13 protein-coding genes and 1 other annotated feature are annotated in these 16,340 nt (G+C 44.4%); of the genes, 1 reads left to right on the top strand and 12 read right to left on the bottom strand.

Features of this window, described 5'->3' with window-relative positions:
• Nucleotides 1–53: 53 nt before the first annotated feature.
• Nucleotides 54–275 (bottom strand) — a binding site (T-box leader).
• Between the two features lie 37 nt (nucleotides 276–312).
• From pdxT to guaB, 4 genes are all read right to left on the bottom strand, one after another.
• On the bottom strand, nucleotides 313–903 hold the full coding sequence (pdxT, locus tag ACJA3J_RS00065; RefSeq protein ID WP_089650751.1) for a pyridoxal 5'-phosphate synthase glutaminase subunit PdxT: 591 nt from the start codon (nucleotides 901–903) through the stop codon (nucleotides 313–315).
• Between the two features lie 17 nt (nucleotides 904–920).
• Nucleotides 921–1,805 carry a pyridoxal 5'-phosphate synthase lyase subunit PdxS gene (pdxS, locus tag ACJA3J_RS00060; RefSeq protein ID WP_089650750.1) on the bottom strand — a complete coding sequence of 295 codons (885 nt, stop codon included), beginning with the start codon at nucleotides 1,803–1,805 and terminating at the stop codon, nucleotides 921–923.
• Between the two features lie 119 nt (nucleotides 1,806–1,924).
• The gene (locus ACJA3J_RS00055) at nucleotides 1,925–3,256 is read right to left on the bottom strand and encodes a serine hydrolase (RefSeq protein ID WP_374189702.1); all 1,332 of its coding nucleotides are present in this window, start codon (nucleotides 3,254–3,256) and stop codon (nucleotides 1,925–1,927) included.
• Between the two features lie 104 nt (nucleotides 3,257–3,360).
• Nucleotides 3,361–4,830, bottom strand: a complete 1,470-nt coding sequence (guaB, locus tag ACJA3J_RS00050; protein ID WP_089650749.1) for an IMP dehydrogenase — start codon at nucleotides 4,828–4,830, stop codon at nucleotides 3,361–3,363.
• A gap of 173 nt (nucleotides 4,831–5,003) precedes the next feature.
• Here guaB and ACJA3J_RS00045 point away from each other — a divergent pair, with 173 nt between their 5' ends.
• Nucleotides 5,004–5,720 carry a YaaC family protein gene (locus tag ACJA3J_RS00045; protein WP_089650748.1) on the top strand — a complete coding sequence of 239 codons (717 nt, stop codon included), beginning with the start codon at nucleotides 5,004–5,006 and terminating at the stop codon, nucleotides 5,718–5,720.
• A 17-nt stretch (nucleotides 5,721–5,737) separates the two neighbouring features.
• Here ACJA3J_RS00045 and ACJA3J_RS00040 read toward each other — a convergent pair whose 3' ends face one another.
• The 8 genes from ACJA3J_RS00040 to dnaA all read right to left on the bottom strand — a co-directional run bounded on the left by ACJA3J_RS00040 (nucleotide 5,738) and on the right by dnaA (nucleotide 16,340).
• Nucleotides 5,738–6,835: an HD-GYP domain-containing protein gene (locus ACJA3J_RS00040; RefSeq protein WP_406945238.1), complete on the bottom strand. Its 1,098-nt coding sequence runs from the start codon at nucleotides 6,833–6,835 to the stop codon at nucleotides 5,738–5,740.
• Between the two features lie 210 nt (nucleotides 6,836–7,045).
• Nucleotides 7,046–9,601, bottom strand: a complete 2,556-nt coding sequence (gene gyrA, locus ACJA3J_RS00035) for a DNA gyrase subunit A (RefSeq protein WP_089650746.1) — start codon at nucleotides 9,599–9,601, stop codon at nucleotides 7,046–7,048.
• Nucleotides 9,602–9,680: 79 nt separating this feature from the next.
• Nucleotides 9,681–11,603, bottom strand: coding sequence for a DNA topoisomerase (ATP-hydrolyzing) subunit B (gene gyrB / locus ACJA3J_RS00030; RefSeq protein WP_089650745.1), 1,923 nt, complete (start codon nucleotides 11,601–11,603; stop codon nucleotides 9,681–9,683).
• A gap of 65 nt (nucleotides 11,604–11,668) precedes the next feature.
• Entirely contained in the window at nucleotides 11,669–11,953 is a 285-nt protein-coding gene (gene remB, locus ACJA3J_RS00025; protein ID WP_089650744.1) for an extracellular matrix regulator RemB, read from the bottom strand.
• Nucleotides 11,954–11,962: 9 nt separating this feature from the next.
• Nucleotides 11,963–13,081: a DNA replication/repair protein RecF gene (recF, locus tag ACJA3J_RS00020; RefSeq protein WP_115822970.1), complete on the bottom strand. Its 1,119-nt coding sequence runs from the start codon at nucleotides 13,079–13,081 to the stop codon at nucleotides 11,963–11,965.
• Nucleotides 13,082–13,096: 15 nt separating this feature from the next.
• Nucleotides 13,097–13,318 (bottom strand): S4 domain-containing protein YaaA, encoded by a 222-nt coding sequence (yaaA, locus tag ACJA3J_RS00015; RefSeq protein ID WP_089650742.1) that lies wholly within the window; start codon nucleotides 13,316–13,318, stop codon nucleotides 13,097–13,099.
• Between the two features lie 352 nt (nucleotides 13,319–13,670).
• Complete coding sequence (gene dnaN, locus ACJA3J_RS00010; protein WP_089650741.1) at nucleotides 13,671–14,810, bottom strand: DNA polymerase III subunit beta; 1,140 nt, start codon at nucleotides 14,808–14,810, stop codon at nucleotides 13,671–13,673.
• 174 nt (nucleotides 14,811–14,984) lie between these two features.
• Nucleotides 14,985–16,340 carry a chromosomal replication initiator protein DnaA gene (gene dnaA / locus ACJA3J_RS00005; RefSeq protein ID WP_089650740.1) on the bottom strand — a complete coding sequence of 452 codons (1,356 nt, stop codon included), beginning with the start codon at nucleotides 16,338–16,340 and terminating at the stop codon, nucleotides 14,985–14,987.

The raw sequence follows: 16,340 nt of genomic DNA, 5'->3' as shown, positions 1-16,340 counted from the left end.
TTATATACTCATTTCAATTGATTTGAAGCTAAACAAAAAGCTCCCGTCCCTAAATAAGGGACGAGAGCTTTGGTTTATGCTTCCCGCGATACCACCCAAGTTGAAGGTACATATGACCTTCCGGCTTCACTCATAACGGTGAGTACCGGTCTGACCTACTTCATTCAGTCAGACACTCGAGGATGGATTCACATGGCTTCTCCGTCAGTTCACACCAGCCACTGACTCTCTTTGAGAAGAAGGGACATGTTACTATTTCCTGTCATCGCGTTCAATTATGGTTTGTGTTACATAAGATTAGCGGATTCAGAATTATAATGCAAGTGTTTTTTTAGCTTCTTCTACCATTTTCACAAAATGGTCCGTTAAACGATGGTCGTCTGTCAATTCCGGATGGAAGGAACAGGCTAAATAGTGACCTTCTTGAGCGGCTACGATATGACCGTCGTAGCGTGCCAACACTTTCGTATTTTCTCCTACCCCTTCAATGTAAGGAGCACGGATGAATACGGCATTGAATCCTTCTGCCACACCTTCGATATCCAGATCGGCTTCAAAACTTTCTCGCTGACGCCCGAAAGCATTACGACGGACTTTGATATCCATGACCCCTAGATGGACGTCATAAGAACCATCGATTTCTGAAGCGAGTAAGATGAGCCCCGCACACGTACCGAAAATCGGGTTGCCGCTTTTTCCGAATTGTCGGATTGGCTCTAGAAACTCGTACTTATCGATCAGTCTGCGGATGGTCGTACTTTCTCCACCAGGGATAATCAAGCCATCGATCTCTTTCAGCTGTTCTGTTCTTTTGACGACGACGGCTTTGGCACCTGTCGCTTCGACAGAACGCACATGCTCACGGAAAGCGCCTTGAAGGCCTAATACACCGATTGTAGTCATGCTGCATTCTCCTTTATTTACTGGCTGCGATCCTGCATACGCTGTTCAGGAGTAAGGGTGGACATTTCCATCCCTTTCATGGCTGTTCCAAGACCTTTGGACAATTCACCAATCAACTTGTAATCGTCATAGTGAGTCGTTGCTTCAACAATTGCACGTGCAAACTTTTCAGGATTGTTGGATTTGAAAATACCAGATCCAACGAATACTCCGTCTGCTCCAAGCTGCATCATCAAGGATGCATCAGCAGGAGTTGCAATACCACCGGCAGCAAAGTTGACGACAGGCAGACGTCCTTCTTCACGGATCTCCATCAATAGATCGAATGGAGCGCCATTATCTTTTGCATAGACCATCACTTCATCTTCGGAAAGTCCGCGCAAATGACGGATTTGAGACTGAACCTGACGCATATGGCTGACAGCCTCTACAATGTTTCCTGTTCCTGGTTCGCCCTTCGTACGAAGCATGGATGCACCTTCACGGATGCGGCGTGTCGCTTCACCAAGGTTACGGCAGCCACATACGAATGGAACTGTGTACTCATCTTTTTTGATGTGATAGATTTCATCAGCTGGAGTAAGAACTTCACTCTCATCGATATAGTCAACGCCCATCGCTTCAAGGACGCGTGCTTCTGTAATATGCCCGATACGAGCTTTTGCCATAACTGGAATAGAAACGGCATTCATCACTTCTTCAACGATCGTAGGATCAGCCATACGAGCGACCCCGCCTGCTGCGCGGATGTCTGCTGGAACTCGTTCAAGAGCCATTACGGCTACTGCTCCTGCTTCTTCAGCGATTTTTGCTTGTTCTGCGTTTACGACGTCCATGATGACGCCACCTTTTTGCATTTCTGCCATGCCGCGTTTTACGCGATCCGTACCTGTTTGTGCCATGTTGATTCCTCCCTAACAGCTCTATAGTTTAAGCATTTTATTTCGAATCATAGATTCTTATCCTCTATTGTAACGCATTACTATATTAAATCCCACTGGTTATATAGGGATTTTTTCACCTAAAACCAGCCTTTAACCATATCGACCGCGCCTGTGAAGATATCACTGAAAAATTCACCGATGGCACCGAGGGTAAGCATGAACCAGTTTGCTTTTTCCACGCTGGAAGAAGTGACGATCTCGACGGTTTGTCCACCTTCAGAAAGGATATTTCCATAGTCTTCTTCCCCGTTGTATACAAGTTTCGCTGTCCCGACTTTCTGGCCTTTTTCTACAGGCGCGACAAGGTTACCTTCGTCATCCAACTGATCCTCAGAAATGTTGAACTGAATCTCATATTGATCTTCTTCTCCGCTTTTCAACAGTGTGCTTAAGGCTGCACTCGTTTCAATCGCTACTTCCTCTTCTTTTCCTTTTGCGACAGGAAGCGTCGACTTTTCTTCAGGAGTGGCTCCTGCTGCGAAAAGTTCCTGTCGTGAGAATTGATTGAAACCGTAGTCCAGCAGCTTCTCTGTTTGGTCGAAACGGGAGGCCCTGGATTCGGATTTCATGACGACTGAAATGAAGCGTTGTCCGTCTCGTTCTGCCGTCCCTGTAAATGTGTTTTGAGCAAGTTCTGTGTATCCTGTTTTCAATCCGTCCATACCTTCGTACTCGAACTGCTTCAAGTTCTGACCCGGCATGCCTGGAAGCATCCAGTTCCAGTTCGTCACGGTTTCTCCAGCAAATTCAAGTGTCGGTTTGCTTGAGATTTCAAGCGCTTCCGGATAGTCGTTCGTCAAATGGTAAGCGAGAAGCGCTGCAGATTTTGCAGAAAGCATGTTTGTTGCATCCGGATCTGTTCCTTCAGGATAGTTGTCTCCTAAATGAGAGTTATTCAATCCAGTAGAGTTTACGAAATCGTAATCAGGAAGACCCATTTCCGCTCCCTTTTCGTTCATCATTTGAACAAATTCAGCTTCACTGCCAGCAATCAATTCCGTAAGCGCAATAGTTGTTGCATTATCTGAATTAATTGCCATTGCTTCATAAAGTTCACGTACCGTATATTCTTCATCCAATCTCAGGCCAACTCCTGAAAATTCAGGATTCGCCGATATATCAAAAGCGTATTGACTAATTTGTGTTGTCGTATCCCAGCTGATTTGACCTTCCTCAATCGCTTCCATGACAAGATATTCAGTCATCATCTTCGTCATACTGGCAGGAGGTAATGTCAAATCTGCCTCTTTTTCAAATAAAATCTTCCCTGTTTCCGCGTCCACGAGTATTGCCGATTCTGCGCCAACATCTACGCTTGCGTATGTATGTCCAGGATTCATGGACACAGCAAAGAACCCCATAAGCAATGCCACCATCAAGGCCATAGATGTTTTTATTCTTTGTGTCACTTTCTCAACCTCCACCCTTAAAATATGCATCTTTGTTATTTTATCACATGCTTATATAAAAGAATAGACAGGGAAAAGTCCCTGTCTATCACTTTTTATACGGGTCAAACGGAGTAGTTTGGCGCTTCTTTTGTAATTTGAACATCATGTGGATGGCTCTCTCTTAAACCAGCCCCTGTAATTCTTGTGAATTGTGCGTCTGTACGTAAAGCACTGATGGTTGGTGTTCCACAATACCCCATACCCGAGCGGATACCTCCGAGAAGCTGATGGATGGAGTCTGCCAATGGTCCTTTATATGGCATGCGTCCTTCAATCCCTTCAGGCACAAGTTTCTTCGCTTCTTGGTCATTTTGGAAGTAACGATCTTTGGATCCGGATTCCATGGCACCGACAGATCCCATCCCCCGGTAGACTTTGAACCGGCGGCCTTGGAAGATTTCCGTTTCGCCAGGGCTTTCTGAAACACCGGCTAGTAAACTTCCGAGCATAACGGCATGTCCACCTGCAGCAAGAGCTTTCACGATGTCACCTGAATATTTGATTCCTCCGTCGGCAATGACCGGCTTATTGTATTTCTCCGCTTCCTTCGCACAGTCATAGACGGCAGTGATTTGAGGAACACCGACACCTGCAACGACACGGGTCGTACAAATCGATCCTGGTCCAATACCTACTTTTACAACGTCCGCCCCTGCTTCGATCAATTCGCGTGTCGCTTCTGCTGTCCCTACGTTTCCTGCAATGATATTCACTTTTGGATGACGGTCACGGATCCGCTTCACCTGATCAATCACACCCTGAGAGTGACCATGGGCGGTATCGACGACAAGAGCATCGACCCCTGCTTCCACTAATTTATCAATACGCGTCATCGCATCTGCCGTGACACCGACAGCTGCCGCACAGAGGAGACGACCTTGTTCATCTTTTGCTGATAATGGGAATTCGATCACTTTCTCTATATCTTTGATGGTGATCAATCCTTTGAGGATCCCATTGTTATCTACCATCGGTAGCTTTTCAATCTTATATTGCTGCAAGATTTTTTCTGCTTCATCCAGTGTCGTTCCTACAGGTGCTGTGACAAGGTTCTCACGGGTCATGACGTCACTTATTTTAATCGAATAATCTTCGATGAAACGGAGGTCACGGTTGGTGATGATTCCGACAAGTTTCTGTTCTTCCACAGTATTAACGATCGGCACACCGGAAATACGGAATTTCCCCATTAAATGTTCAGCATCAAATACTTGGTGTTCCGGAGTCAGAAAGAACGGGTTCGTAATGACGCCGCTTTCGGAGCGTTTCACTCGGTCGACATGTTCTGCTTGCTCTTCAATCGACATATTCTTATGAATGACGCCAAGTCCTCCTTGACGTGCCATACCGATCGCCATTTTAGCTTCCGTCACCGTATCCATTCCGGCACTGATGATCGGCATATTCAGACGTAATGTCGGAGATAATTCTGTTGCCAGCGAAACATCACGGGGCAAAACATCGGACTTAGCAGGCAAAAGTAGTACATCGTCAAACGTTAAACCTTCTTTTGTAAACTTGTCTTCACGCATGCTTGACCTCTCCTTTTCTTCTTAAAATAGTTTGGGTGAAAGTGGGTAAAATAAGTGGTATATTCTCGTAACACCATTTCTTATTGTTATTTACAATACGACAATGGTCGGGCTTTTTCAACCATAAAAAAATGGGGGAGAATTCCTTTTATGTTAGAAAGGAGGAACTTTCTTTGCACTCCACGGATCCGATTCTCACTTATCTTCAAGTGACCGCACATACAAGACCTTTTTTGTTTGCTTGTTATGAAAAGATCAATCATTCAAGAGCCGAACATCATGCTTACAATAATGCAGAACGGTTCATTCACGGTCTCAGCCTCGGTCAAGATTATTGGTCGACCGCTTTACATACACCCTTGAGTGTAAAGCCTCTTCTTTTTTATTATGGAATGAACCATTTCATCAAAAGCTGCCTGTTGACGGTTGATCCTGGATATCCTGCCACCGCAAAGGTTCTCGCCCATGGGCTGTCGACACGTAAAAGAAAAAAACAGCATTACCGTTTTTTAGAAGACGATATCCGTATTCAGCCGCACGGGTTATTCCCGCACGCAGCTGAGCATTTGTTTCAATTTTCTTCAGAAAAAACCAAGATATCCATGGATGAATTGCTCCGTCCCCTCCCTGGAATGGAAGAGCTGTTTCAACTGAAGAACCCGAGTCCTATCACCATTGAAGAAGAATGGCCTGAGCTGTTGGCGTATTTTGCTGTCCTTTATAACTTGAGTATGCTAGTGCGTTATGAAGGGGAATGGTGGGGAGAGATGGAGCAGATGAAAGATCGTGAGGATTATGTATTCATTGTACATTTTTTAAATTCAGCTGCGGAACGTATCCCGAAAATTTTCGCTTCCTGGCTCAAAGACCAGTTTGCATCCATTTCATGACGCAAACTGGTCTCTTTTTATTCATATACTTCTTCAATATGAAGGTCCAGCTGCTCTTTCAACGGGAGAATCTGTCCATCTTCAATGATTCGCACAAGCGGTCTTGTCGGGTTGGTTTTTTCAACGAAAATCACTTCTGCTTCGCGATGATCAGACAAGCGGATTTGGGTCCCCGTAGAATAATTGGTCATTTCTTTAACTAAAGCGCTGATCACTTTATGATCATAGCGGCCGAACTGCTCCTGGAGGATTTCTTCGAGCACTTTATAAGGCGACTGTTTCCTCCGGTACATCCTCTCAGACGTCATGGCGTGGTACATATCACAGACAGCGATAATCTGGCTGAACGGATGGATTTTATTCTGACTGACTCCTAATGGATAACCTGTCCCATCCAATCGTTCATGATGCTGTAAAATAGCGACCTTTGCGTGGTTACTCAACGTAGATATTTTTTCTACGTTTCGGTAACTGTAGGTCGGATGGTTTTTCACCATCTCATACTCCCTCTCTGTTAAAGGGGCCTCTTTCCACGTAATTCGTTCACTGACTTTCGCCATCCCGCTATCAGCAAGAAGCCCGGCTAAACCGACTTGAATCCATTCACCGTAATTGTAGCCCATTTTCGACGCCACATAACTAGATAACAGCCCCATCGCTACACTGTGATGATAGATGTAATCTTTACTGGAGGTATAATGATGGAGCGAGAAAACTTCCCGCCCTGCAGAATCGACAGCTCTCTCAAGGAGGGGAACCATCACTTTGCGGATCGCACTGATGTTTAAAGGCGATCCACCTTGCCATGAAATGAACCATTTTTTATACTCCTGCACAGCAGCTAGGTAGGATTCGAAGAAAGGAAGATCAGGTTCCTCAGAACGCATCTCCTGATGTAGATCTTCTTCTTGGTCTGTCGGCTTGGAAGCTATGAAAAGCGAACCGTCCGACCGACGATTGGAAACTTCAACAATATCAATTTTAAATTTCTTCAGTACATCAATATGGACGGGCTGAATGGTCGTATTTTTAGGCACGATCGGTCGATTCGTCCGACCCATGACGTCTTTCGTCAAGAGACAGCCCGGTTCCAATTGTGATGTAGCTACCCTCATGGCAACGAACCACCTTCCACTAGTTTCTTTTATGTAAAGATCTCTTGAATCTCAAATGATATTTATAGTTCTATATTACCATGAATATTTCAACAAAATAGCAAATATTGAAAAATTTAATGGATAAGTATGAATCTGTTCCTCCGCCCTATAAAAAAAGTCACCTGCCGAAATAAATCGACAGGCGACGGATCATGGAAGTTTGCTTACTTATGATTCATCTGACTCTTCTTCTGTTGGTTCGTCTGATGTTTCTGCACTTTCTTCAGAAATCTCATCTTGAGATTCAGCTTCTTTTTCCAGCGCTTCTTCCACAAGTTCTTCTTCCTCTTTTTCAGACTCGACACGAGCAACGGTAGCGACTTCTTCACCTTCTCCAAGACGAATCAAGCGTACACCCTGTGTGTTCCGTCCTGTTTCAGAAATACTTTCCATCGGCATACGGATTAAGACACCACTGGCAGTGATAATCATGATATCCTCTTCGCCATTGACGGCTTTCGTAGCGACGACTTTACCATTCTTATCTGTCAGATTACACGTAATGATTCCTTTACCACCACGGTTGGTAATCCGGTACTCGTCAGCTGGTGTGCGTTTTCCGTAGCCTTTGCTTGTAACGGTGAGCACTTGCAGGGAATCGTCGAGGATTTCCATGGATACGACTTTGTCGTCTTCACGAAGGGAAATCCCTTTGACACCTGCGGCTGTACGTCCCATCGCACGGATTTGATCTTCATTGAAACGAATCAAGTAACCGTTCTGCGTGCCGATCATGATATCTTTCGTTCCATCTGTCAGTCGGACCGAGATCAGCTCATCATCTTCACGCAGTCCGAGAGCGATCAGACCGCCTTTTCGGATATTCGCGAATTGGGAGAGCGTTGTCCGCTTCGTGATTCCGTTCTTCGTTGTAAAGACGAGGTACCAGTCATCAACGAAATCTTCAACGGAAATCACAGCATTGATCCACTCATCACGTTCAACGTTCAACATGTTGATGATTGGAATTCCTTTAGCCGTTCGGCTGAATTCTGGTACTTCATAACCTTTAGCTTTATATACTTTCCCTTTGTTTGAGAAGAAAAGCAGGGTATTATGAGTCGACGTAGACAATAGGTGTTCGACGAAGTCTTCTTCGTGTGTGCCCATGCCCTGCACGCCTCGTCCACCTCTTCGCTGTGAACGGTAAGTGGATGCTGGAAGACGTTTGACATAGCCCTGGTGAGTGACCGTGACGATGACCGTTTCTTCAGGGATCAAGTCCTCATCCTCGATGAAGTCTGTTCCGCCAAGAACGATTTCTGTACGGCGCTTATCATTATAGCGCTCCTTCACATCAAGCAGTTCTTCACGGATGATTTCAAGAACTTTTTCATCGTCAGCAAGGATCGCTTTCAATTCTTGAATCAATTTCATGACTTCTTGATATTCATCCTCTATTTTTTCACGCTCTAAACCGGTCAGTCGCTGCAGACGCATATCAAGAATCGCTTGTGCCTGCTTTTCAGAAAGACCGAAACGCTCCATCAAACCGGTACGTGCGATTTCAGTCGTTTGCGATTCACGAATAAGTGAAATCACTTCATCCAGGTGGTCAAGGGCAATACGCAGACCAGCAAGGATGTGAGCGCGCGCTTCTGCTTTTCTAAGTTCGTATTCCGTACGGCGGCGAATGACGACTTTCTGGTGTTCCAAATAGTGCTCGAGGCACTGTTTTAAGTTGAGCACTTTCGGGTGCCCATTGACGAGTGCGAGCATATTGATGCCGAACGTTGATTGCAGGGCCGTCATTTTGTAAAGGTTGTTGAGAAGGACGTTCGGATTAACATCCCGGCGTAACTCAATAACGATACGCATACCATTACGGTCCGATTCATCGCGGAGATCTGTGATGCCATCGATTTTCTTATCGCGGGCAAGATCAGCGATTTTTTCAACGAGACGGGCCTTGTTCACCTGATAAGGAAGCTCGTGCACGATTAAACGGCCTTTGCCGTTGGCTTGTTCCTCAATTTCTACATCCGCACGGACTGTGATCGAGCCTTTCCCTGTTTCATAGGCTTTGCGAATTCCACTTAAGCCGAGAATTTTACCAGCTGTCGGGAAATCCGGACCATAGATATGGTTTTCCATCAGTTCCTGGATGGTAATCTCCGGGTCCTTACTAAGAGCGAGTACTGCATCAATAACCTCACCAAGCTGATGCGGAGGGATGTTCGTCGCCATTCCGACCGCAATTCCTGAACCGCCATTGACGAGCAAGTTCGGGAATTTGGCTGGAAGCACTGCAGGCTCCCGCTCTGTTCCATCGTAGTTATCGTTATAATCGATCGTATCTTTGTTGATGTCGCGCAGAATCTCCATAGAAATTTTGGACATCCGTGCTTCCGTATAACGCATGGCGGCTGCGGCATCTCCGTCCACAGAACCGAAGTTTCCGTGTCCATCGACGAGCATGTATCGGTAGTTGAAGTCCTGTGCCATACGCACCATCGTGTCATAGACAGCAGAGTCTCCGTGAGGGTGATACTTACCGATGACTTCTCCGACAATACGTGCCGATTTTTTGTAAGCTTTGTCCGAATGCATACCAAGGTCATGCATCGCATATAATATCCTTCTGTGTACAGGTTTCAGGCCGTCTCTGACATCAGGAAGGGCACGGGCTACGATGACACTCATCGCATAATCCAGGAATGAGGTGCGCATTTCGTGACTGATGTTTACTTCCTGTACGCGCGGACGTTCGGGTTGATCCACCATTCTTTTACCTCCTAGTTACCTAAAAGGGGAAAGGATATGTTCGTCTCCCTTCCCACTCTTTCATGACATTCGTTTTATATTAAACATCAAGGTTTTGTACATATTGGGCGTTCTCTTGAATAAAGTTACGACGCGGTTCGACTTTGTCTCCCATAAGAATATCGAAGGTTTCATCCGCCCCCATCGCATCCTCTAAGCTGACCTGAAGCATCGTTCTCGTTTCAGGGTCCATCGTCGTTTCCCAAAGCTGTTCCGGGTTCATCTCTCCAAGACCCTTGTAGCGCTGAACGCCAGGTTTCGGTGATTTGGACAGCTCTGCAAGCTTCGCATCCAGCTGCTTATCACTGTACGTGTAATAAATCGCTTTTCCTTGCTGGATTTTATAAAGCGGCGGCTGAGCGATATAGATATAGCCATGTTCAATCAATGGACGCATATAACGATAGAAGAACGTCAATAGTAAAGTACGAATGTGTGCACCATCGACGTCGGCATCGGTCATGATGACGATCTTATGATAACGTGCCTTTGAAATATCGAACTCTTCACCGATTCCTGTACCAAGGGCTGTAATGATGGCACGGACTTCGTTGTTGGAAAGGATTTTATCCAAGCGTGCTTTTTCAACGTTGATGATTTTACCGCGCAATGGCAGAATCGCCTGGAAATGACGATCCCGTCCCTGCTTAGCAGATCCTCCGGCAGAGTCACCCTCAACAATGTAAAGTTCAGAGATGTTGGCATCTTTGGAAGAACAGTCCGCTAATTTACCTGGCAGGTTGGAAACCTCAAGTGCATTTTTACGGCGCGTCAGTTCACGTGCTTTCTTCGCGGCCATTCTTGCTCTTGAAGCCATCAATCCTTTTTCAACAATCGTTTTAGCCATGTTCGGATTTTCAAAAAGGAACTTTGTGAAACGTTCCGAGAACAGAGAGTCCGTAACGGTACGTGCTTCACTGTTGCCGAGTTTCGTCTTTGTCTGCCCTTCGAACTGCGGGTCCGGATGTTTGATTGAGATGATCGCTGTCAAACCTTCCCTGACATCGTCTCCTGTCAAATTCGGATCCGTCTCCTTGAACATGTTGTTTTTACGTGCATAGTCGTTGATCACACGTGTCAAACCGGTCTTGAAACCGGATTCGTGCGTTCCGCCTTCGTACGTATGGATGTTGTTAGCATAGGAATAAATATTACTCGCGAATCCATCGTTGTACTGCATGGCGATTTCAATAGAAATCTCATCTTGTTCATCCTCGATGAAGAAGGCATCATGCAGGGTTTCGCGCGTGCGGTTCATGTGTTCGACATAGGAAAGGATTCCGCCTTCGAAATAGTAATTCACAGGCTCTTCATCCGTACGTTTATCTTCAATCGTGATGGTAAGACCCTTGTTTAGAAAAGCGAGCTCACGCAAACGATTAGCAAGAATCTCAAACTTATATTCCTCTGTCTCTGAGAAAATTTCAGGGTCTGGTTTGAATTGGATGCGTGTTCCTGTCTGATCAGTTTCTCCGATCACCTTCAAGTCTTCTTCTGGAACACCACGGTGATAAGCCTGGTAATGAATGTTTCCATCACGGTGGACGAACACTTCTAGTTTCGTAGATAAGGCGTTTACGACGGATGCCCCTACACCATGGAGCCCTCCGGATACCTTATATCCGCCCCCGCCGAACTTACCTCCGGCGTGAAGAACGGTTAGAATGACTTCAACAGCGGGACGTCCCGTTTTCTCCTGGATCCCGACAGGAATACCACGGCCGTTATCGGTAACGGTAATGCTGTTGTCTTTTTCGATCGCGACTTGAATATGATCGCAAAAACCGGCCATCGCTTCATCGATACTGTTATCGACGATTTCCCATACGAGGTGGTGAAGGCCTTTTTCGTTCGTAGAACCAATATACATTCCTGGACGTTTTCTTACCGCTTCTAATCCTTCCAGTACCTGTATTTGACTCTCATCATATGCCTGCTGCTCTTCGATAATATCTTCCTTCATGGTACTCACCTACATTTCTCAAGTGGTTTATCTCTAATCCCTTACGTCTCTCATCTATCGGTATATTAAAAATCGGACTCTTCCGAGAAATCTTCCAGTTTATTCAGTGTTGTCATCATGTTCGCCCGCTTCTTCAATGTATAGACAGATAGTGGGCTGAAATAGATGACATCATTCGTAATTACAATCGCTTTCGCCTGGTGGTCTTCCGTTTCAATGACCTGCTTTTCCTTACGTTGGTTATGAATCATTTCTTCGATGATAGAAGAAGATGAAATCAAACTATGATCAATGATCGCCACGACATCCTTCGACTGGATGACGTGATCATCCCCGATATGAATGAACAATTCGCCACCTCATTTCTCTACGTCTATCGTTCCTTCTTTCACACGGAAAATCTCCGCTTGTTCCAGTGCTTCGTGTTCAATTCCGTCGATACTCGTTGTAGAAACGAACGTCTGGACTTTTCCTTGAATCGTATGAAGCAAATGCGATTGTCTAAAGTCATCCAGTTCACTAAGTACGTCATCAAGAAGCAAAATGGGGTATTCGCCTACTTCACTATGAATCAGTTCAATTTCAGCGAGTTTCAAAGACAATGCCGTCGTCCGCTGCTGGCCCTGTGATCCATACGTTTGGACGTCTTTTCCGTTCACGTAAAAAACCAGATCATCCCTGTGTGGTCCTGCCAACGTCGTCCCGCGTTCCACTTCTTTTGATTCAATTTCTGCAAACTTTTCAGAGAATGTATCTTTTATTGTTTCCAAATTCATATCCTCTGATACTCGCACACTCGCATCATAAGCAATTTCCAGCTTCTCCAACTGCCGACTGATTCCTTCGTGGATCGGTGTCGCCCATGACCTAAGGAGCTGCAGAAATTTGAAACGGCGTTCGACAATCGTCGTTGCATGTTCAATCAGCTGCTCTGTCAAAACACCGAGCATCGTCCGGTCCGCTCCCGGCTTTCGCTGCAAATCTTTCAACAGATGATTTCGTTGTCTGAGAATCTTCTGATATTGACCTAAATGATAAATGTATGTGGGTTGTATTTGGCCGATTTCCATGTCAATAAACCGACGACGCACCTGAGGGCTCCCCTTCACAAGATTGAGATCCTCAGGTGCAAACATCACCACGTTCAAAGCGCCGATGTAGTCGCTCAGACGCTTTTGCTCAATATGATTCAATTTCGCTTTTTTCCCCTTTTTAGAAACGATGATTTCAAGAGGAAAGCGACGATTCCGTTTAAAGATACTCCCTTTTATTTTACCATACTCTGCATCCCACTGTATCAGTTCTTTATCTCTGGGCGTACGATGGGACCTAGTAAAAGCGAGTACATAGATCGCTTCCATCAGATTGGTTTTTCCCTGGGCATTTTCACCAATGATGACATTGATCTTATGGTCGAACGTCAATGAGAGCTCATCATAGTTCCTGAAAGAACGTAATGATAACTCATGGATATACATAGAGGAACGCCTGACCTAAGCTTCTTTGACGACAGTGAAGCTGCCGAATTCTTCAACTTCTACTGTATCGCCCACATACAGTTTGCGGCCACGACGATTGTCAGGTTCTCCGTTTACGTAAACTTCAAATTCCGACAAGAAAACTTTCACCATTCCACCAGATTCGACAATATTGGCTAATTTCAAAAACTTCCCTAATGGAATATATTCTGTACTAATACCGATCTCTTCGTTCATATCATTTCACCCTATTTCATGAATTCACCTATCTTTCATTTTACTAAAGATAGATGTGTAAGGAAAGTGTGAGACAACGAAACAGGTCTGTATGCCTCTTTCATCTCTTGTTTAGTGACATTTCAACCTTCTTATTGCCCCATTCTTCCATCATTCGCTCATTTTCATTTTTCTTTGTCCTCACCAATAAACTTAGGTACCTAAGTATCTAGTGCTGTAAAAACGAACAGTTATTAACAAAGTCATCGCTTCCTTGAAATTCCAAAGGATGATACATAAAAATCTGACCAATAAGAAAAGGTGCTCTATGCAAAACATAAAGCACCTTTTTACCTTTACCTTTTTCGGAGATTTAATAAGTTCTGACTGGAAGAATTAACTGTAAAATCTGGTCGTCATCGACAGGGCGAATCAAGAATGGGCGCATCGCTCCTGTAAATTCGACTTTCACCTGGTCATAATCGACCGCTTTCAGTGCATCCATCATGTATTTGGCACTGAAAGATATTTTCAGATCTTCTCCATCGACATCAGTCGCCATCACTTCTTCGACAACATTCCCTACTTCCGGGGAATTCCCTGTGATTTCAAGATGATTGTCTTCTTTTGTAATCAAACGAACAACATTGTTGCGATTCTCTTTCGCGAGAAGAGATGCGCGATCTACTGATTGCAGCAATTCCTTCGTGTCAATTTTGACGATCGTTTTGCTTTGTTCAGGAATCAGACGAGAAGTTTCCGGATAATTGCCCTCAAGCAAGCGGGAAAGGAAGTACAGGTGTTTCGTACGGAATAAGACTTGATTTTCTGTCACACTGACTTCAATCGTATCTTCGGAATCATCAAGAATTTTGTTTAATTCCGTCAAACTTTTACCAGGAATGACTACAGCCGGTAAAGATTTTCCTTCTGGTTGTTCCAAAGGAATTTTACGTGAAGCTAACCTATGGCTGTCGGTCGCAATGAATTCCAGTCTTCCGTCATCAAGTTTTACATGAACACCCGTCAGGATCGGTCTTGTTTCAGAAGTCGATACCGCAAAAACGGTCTGGCGGATTAAATTTTTTAAAAGGTCAATCGGCAGTTCAAAACTATCTTCTGTATGAAGTTGCGGAAGTTGTGGGTATTCTTCTGGATCTTGGCCATTCAAATGAAATTCTGCATTTCCAGAACGTATCGTGACATTACGAGTATGGTCACTTTCTATTTCTACAGTATTTTGAGGAAGCTTACGGACAATATCAGGGAAATACTTGGCCTGAAGAACGATGCTTCCCGGTTCAATATTTTCTACATAAACAATACCGTCTTCTTCACTAGGAATGAAAGATTCAATAGAGATATCTGAATCACTACCTGTTAATTTGATTCCTTCTTCACTCGCTTCGAGTTTCATTCCTGTAAGAATTGGAATCGTGGTTCTGGAAGAGATGGCTTTCATGACGTTTTGGACACTATTGATCAATTGATCCCTTTGGATAACGAATTTCATTTTGAATACACTCCTCCTACTTGAGCATATATTAATTATTTTTATATAAAATGTAGTAATAGTACTAGTATGGGCTGTGGAAATGTGGATAACAAGGTTAAACGTTTATTTCATAAGGTTATCCACATGTGGATAGGGTGTTGACGAACGTGCAATCACTATTCACATTATCCACTAGTGAGATTTTAACTGTTCTCTGATTTCATCCAATTCTTTTTGCAGCTGTTGATCATCGGCAACCATTTTTGAAATTTTTTCGTGAGCATGAATGACCGTTGTATGATCGCGTCCTCCAAACTCTTCCCCAATCTTCGGCAATGAGAAATCTGTCAGTTCCCTGGATAGATACATGGCAATCTGTCGTGGAAAGGCGACGGATTTTGTCCGTTTCTTCGCTGGGAAATCTTCCAGTCTCACATTATATTTTTCACCGACCATTTCCTGAATGGCTTCAATTGTAATGACCTTAGGTTTTGAGCTAGGAATGATATCTTTCAAAGCTTCTGCCGCAAGTGATGCGTTGATATCACTATTAATTAAAGAAGAATAGGCAACGACACGGATCAGCGCACCTTCAAGTTCGCGGATGTTTGTATCGATTTGATTGGCGATATAAAGCATCACTTCGTTCGGGATATCCAGTCCTTCCGCTTTTGCCTTTTTACGAAGGATCGCGATTCTTGTTTCTAAATCAGGCGGTGTGATGTCCGTGATCAGTCCCCATTCAAATCGTGAACGCAGACGGTCTTCCAGTGTCGGAATTTCTTTTGGCGGACGGTCACTGGAAATGACAATCTGCTTGCTTTCTTCATGAAGTGTATTGAACGTATGGAAGAACTCTTCCTGTGTTTGTTCTTTTCCTGCAAGGAACTGTATATCATCTATTAAAAGCACGTCGACACTACGGTATTTATTTCGGAAATTGACGGCCTTGTTGTCTCTAATGGAATTAATGAATTCGTTCGTAAACTTTTCCGATGATAGATACACCACTTTGGCATTCGGATTATGATCGAGTACATAGTGTCCGATCGCATGCATCAGGTGCGTTTTACCAAGCCCTACGCCACCATAGATAAACAATGGGTTATAGGCTTTGGCTGGTGCTTCTGCCACAGCTAAAGAAGCAGCATGAGCAAAACGGTTGCCTGAACCGATAACAAAGGTATCGAATGTATATTTGGAATTCAGCATGCTTTGTGGTGATTCTTCGTTTCCATTGTTTTTTACATTCGGTACTTTTTTAGACGATAGTTTCACATCTTCTAGTGAGTCGTCTTTAGATTCCGGAATAATGAACTTTGTATCAAGTTTCGCCCCTGTCACTTCATATAAAGTTTCCGTAATCAAGCTCTCATATTGATTTTCAAGCCAATCTCTGGCGAATTCATTCGGAGCAACGATCGTCAGCGTATTTTCATTCAAAGAATCTGCTTTGGTTGCTTTCAGCCATGTTTCAAAGCTCGGTTTGCTGATTTTTTCTTTAATCTGCTCGAGCGTATTGTTCCATAATTCATTGATGTTCTCCAA

This window comes from Halobacillus sp. SY10, assembly GCF_045401165.1.
Taxonomy (GTDB): Bacteria; Bacillota; Bacilli; order Bacillales; family Halobacillaceae; genus Halobacillus; species Halobacillus aidingensis.
This window is presented reverse-complemented; position numbering and strand designations above follow the sequence as displayed.

Excerpts from the sequence above, each read along its gene's own strand:
- guaB (WP_089650749.1), bottom strand. The coding sequence starts at position 4,830 with ATGCGTGAAGACAAGTTTACAAAAGAAGGTTTAACGTTTGACGATGTA.
- yaaA (WP_089650742.1), bottom strand. The coding sequence starts at position 13,318 with ATGAACGAAGAGATCGGTATTAGTACAGAATATATTCCATTAGGGAAG.
- pdxT (WP_089650751.1), bottom strand. The coding sequence starts at position 903 with ATGACTACAATCGGTGTATTAGGCCTTCAAGGCGCTTTCCGTGAGCAT.
- gyrB (WP_089650745.1), bottom strand. The coding sequence starts at position 11,603 with ATGAAGGAAGATATTATCGAAGAGCAGCAGGCATATGATGAGAGTCAA.
- pdxS (WP_089650750.1), bottom strand. The coding sequence starts at position 1,805 with ATGGCACAAACAGGTACGGATCGCGTAAAACGCGGCATGGCAGAAATG.
- dnaN (WP_089650741.1), bottom strand. The coding sequence starts at position 14,810 with ATGAAATTCGTTATCCAAAGGGATCAATTGATCAATAGTGTCCAAAAC.
- gyrA (WP_089650746.1), bottom strand. The coding sequence starts at position 9,601 with ATGGTGGATCAACCCGAACGTCCGCGCGTACAGGAAGTAAACATCAGT.
- recF (WP_115822970.1), bottom strand. The coding sequence starts at position 13,081 with ATGTATATCCATGAGTTATCATTACGTTCTTTCAGGAACTATGATGAG.
- ACJA3J_RS00040 (WP_406945238.1), bottom strand. The coding sequence starts at position 6,835 with ATGAGGGTAGCTACATCACAATTGGAACCGGGCTGTCTCTTGACGAAA.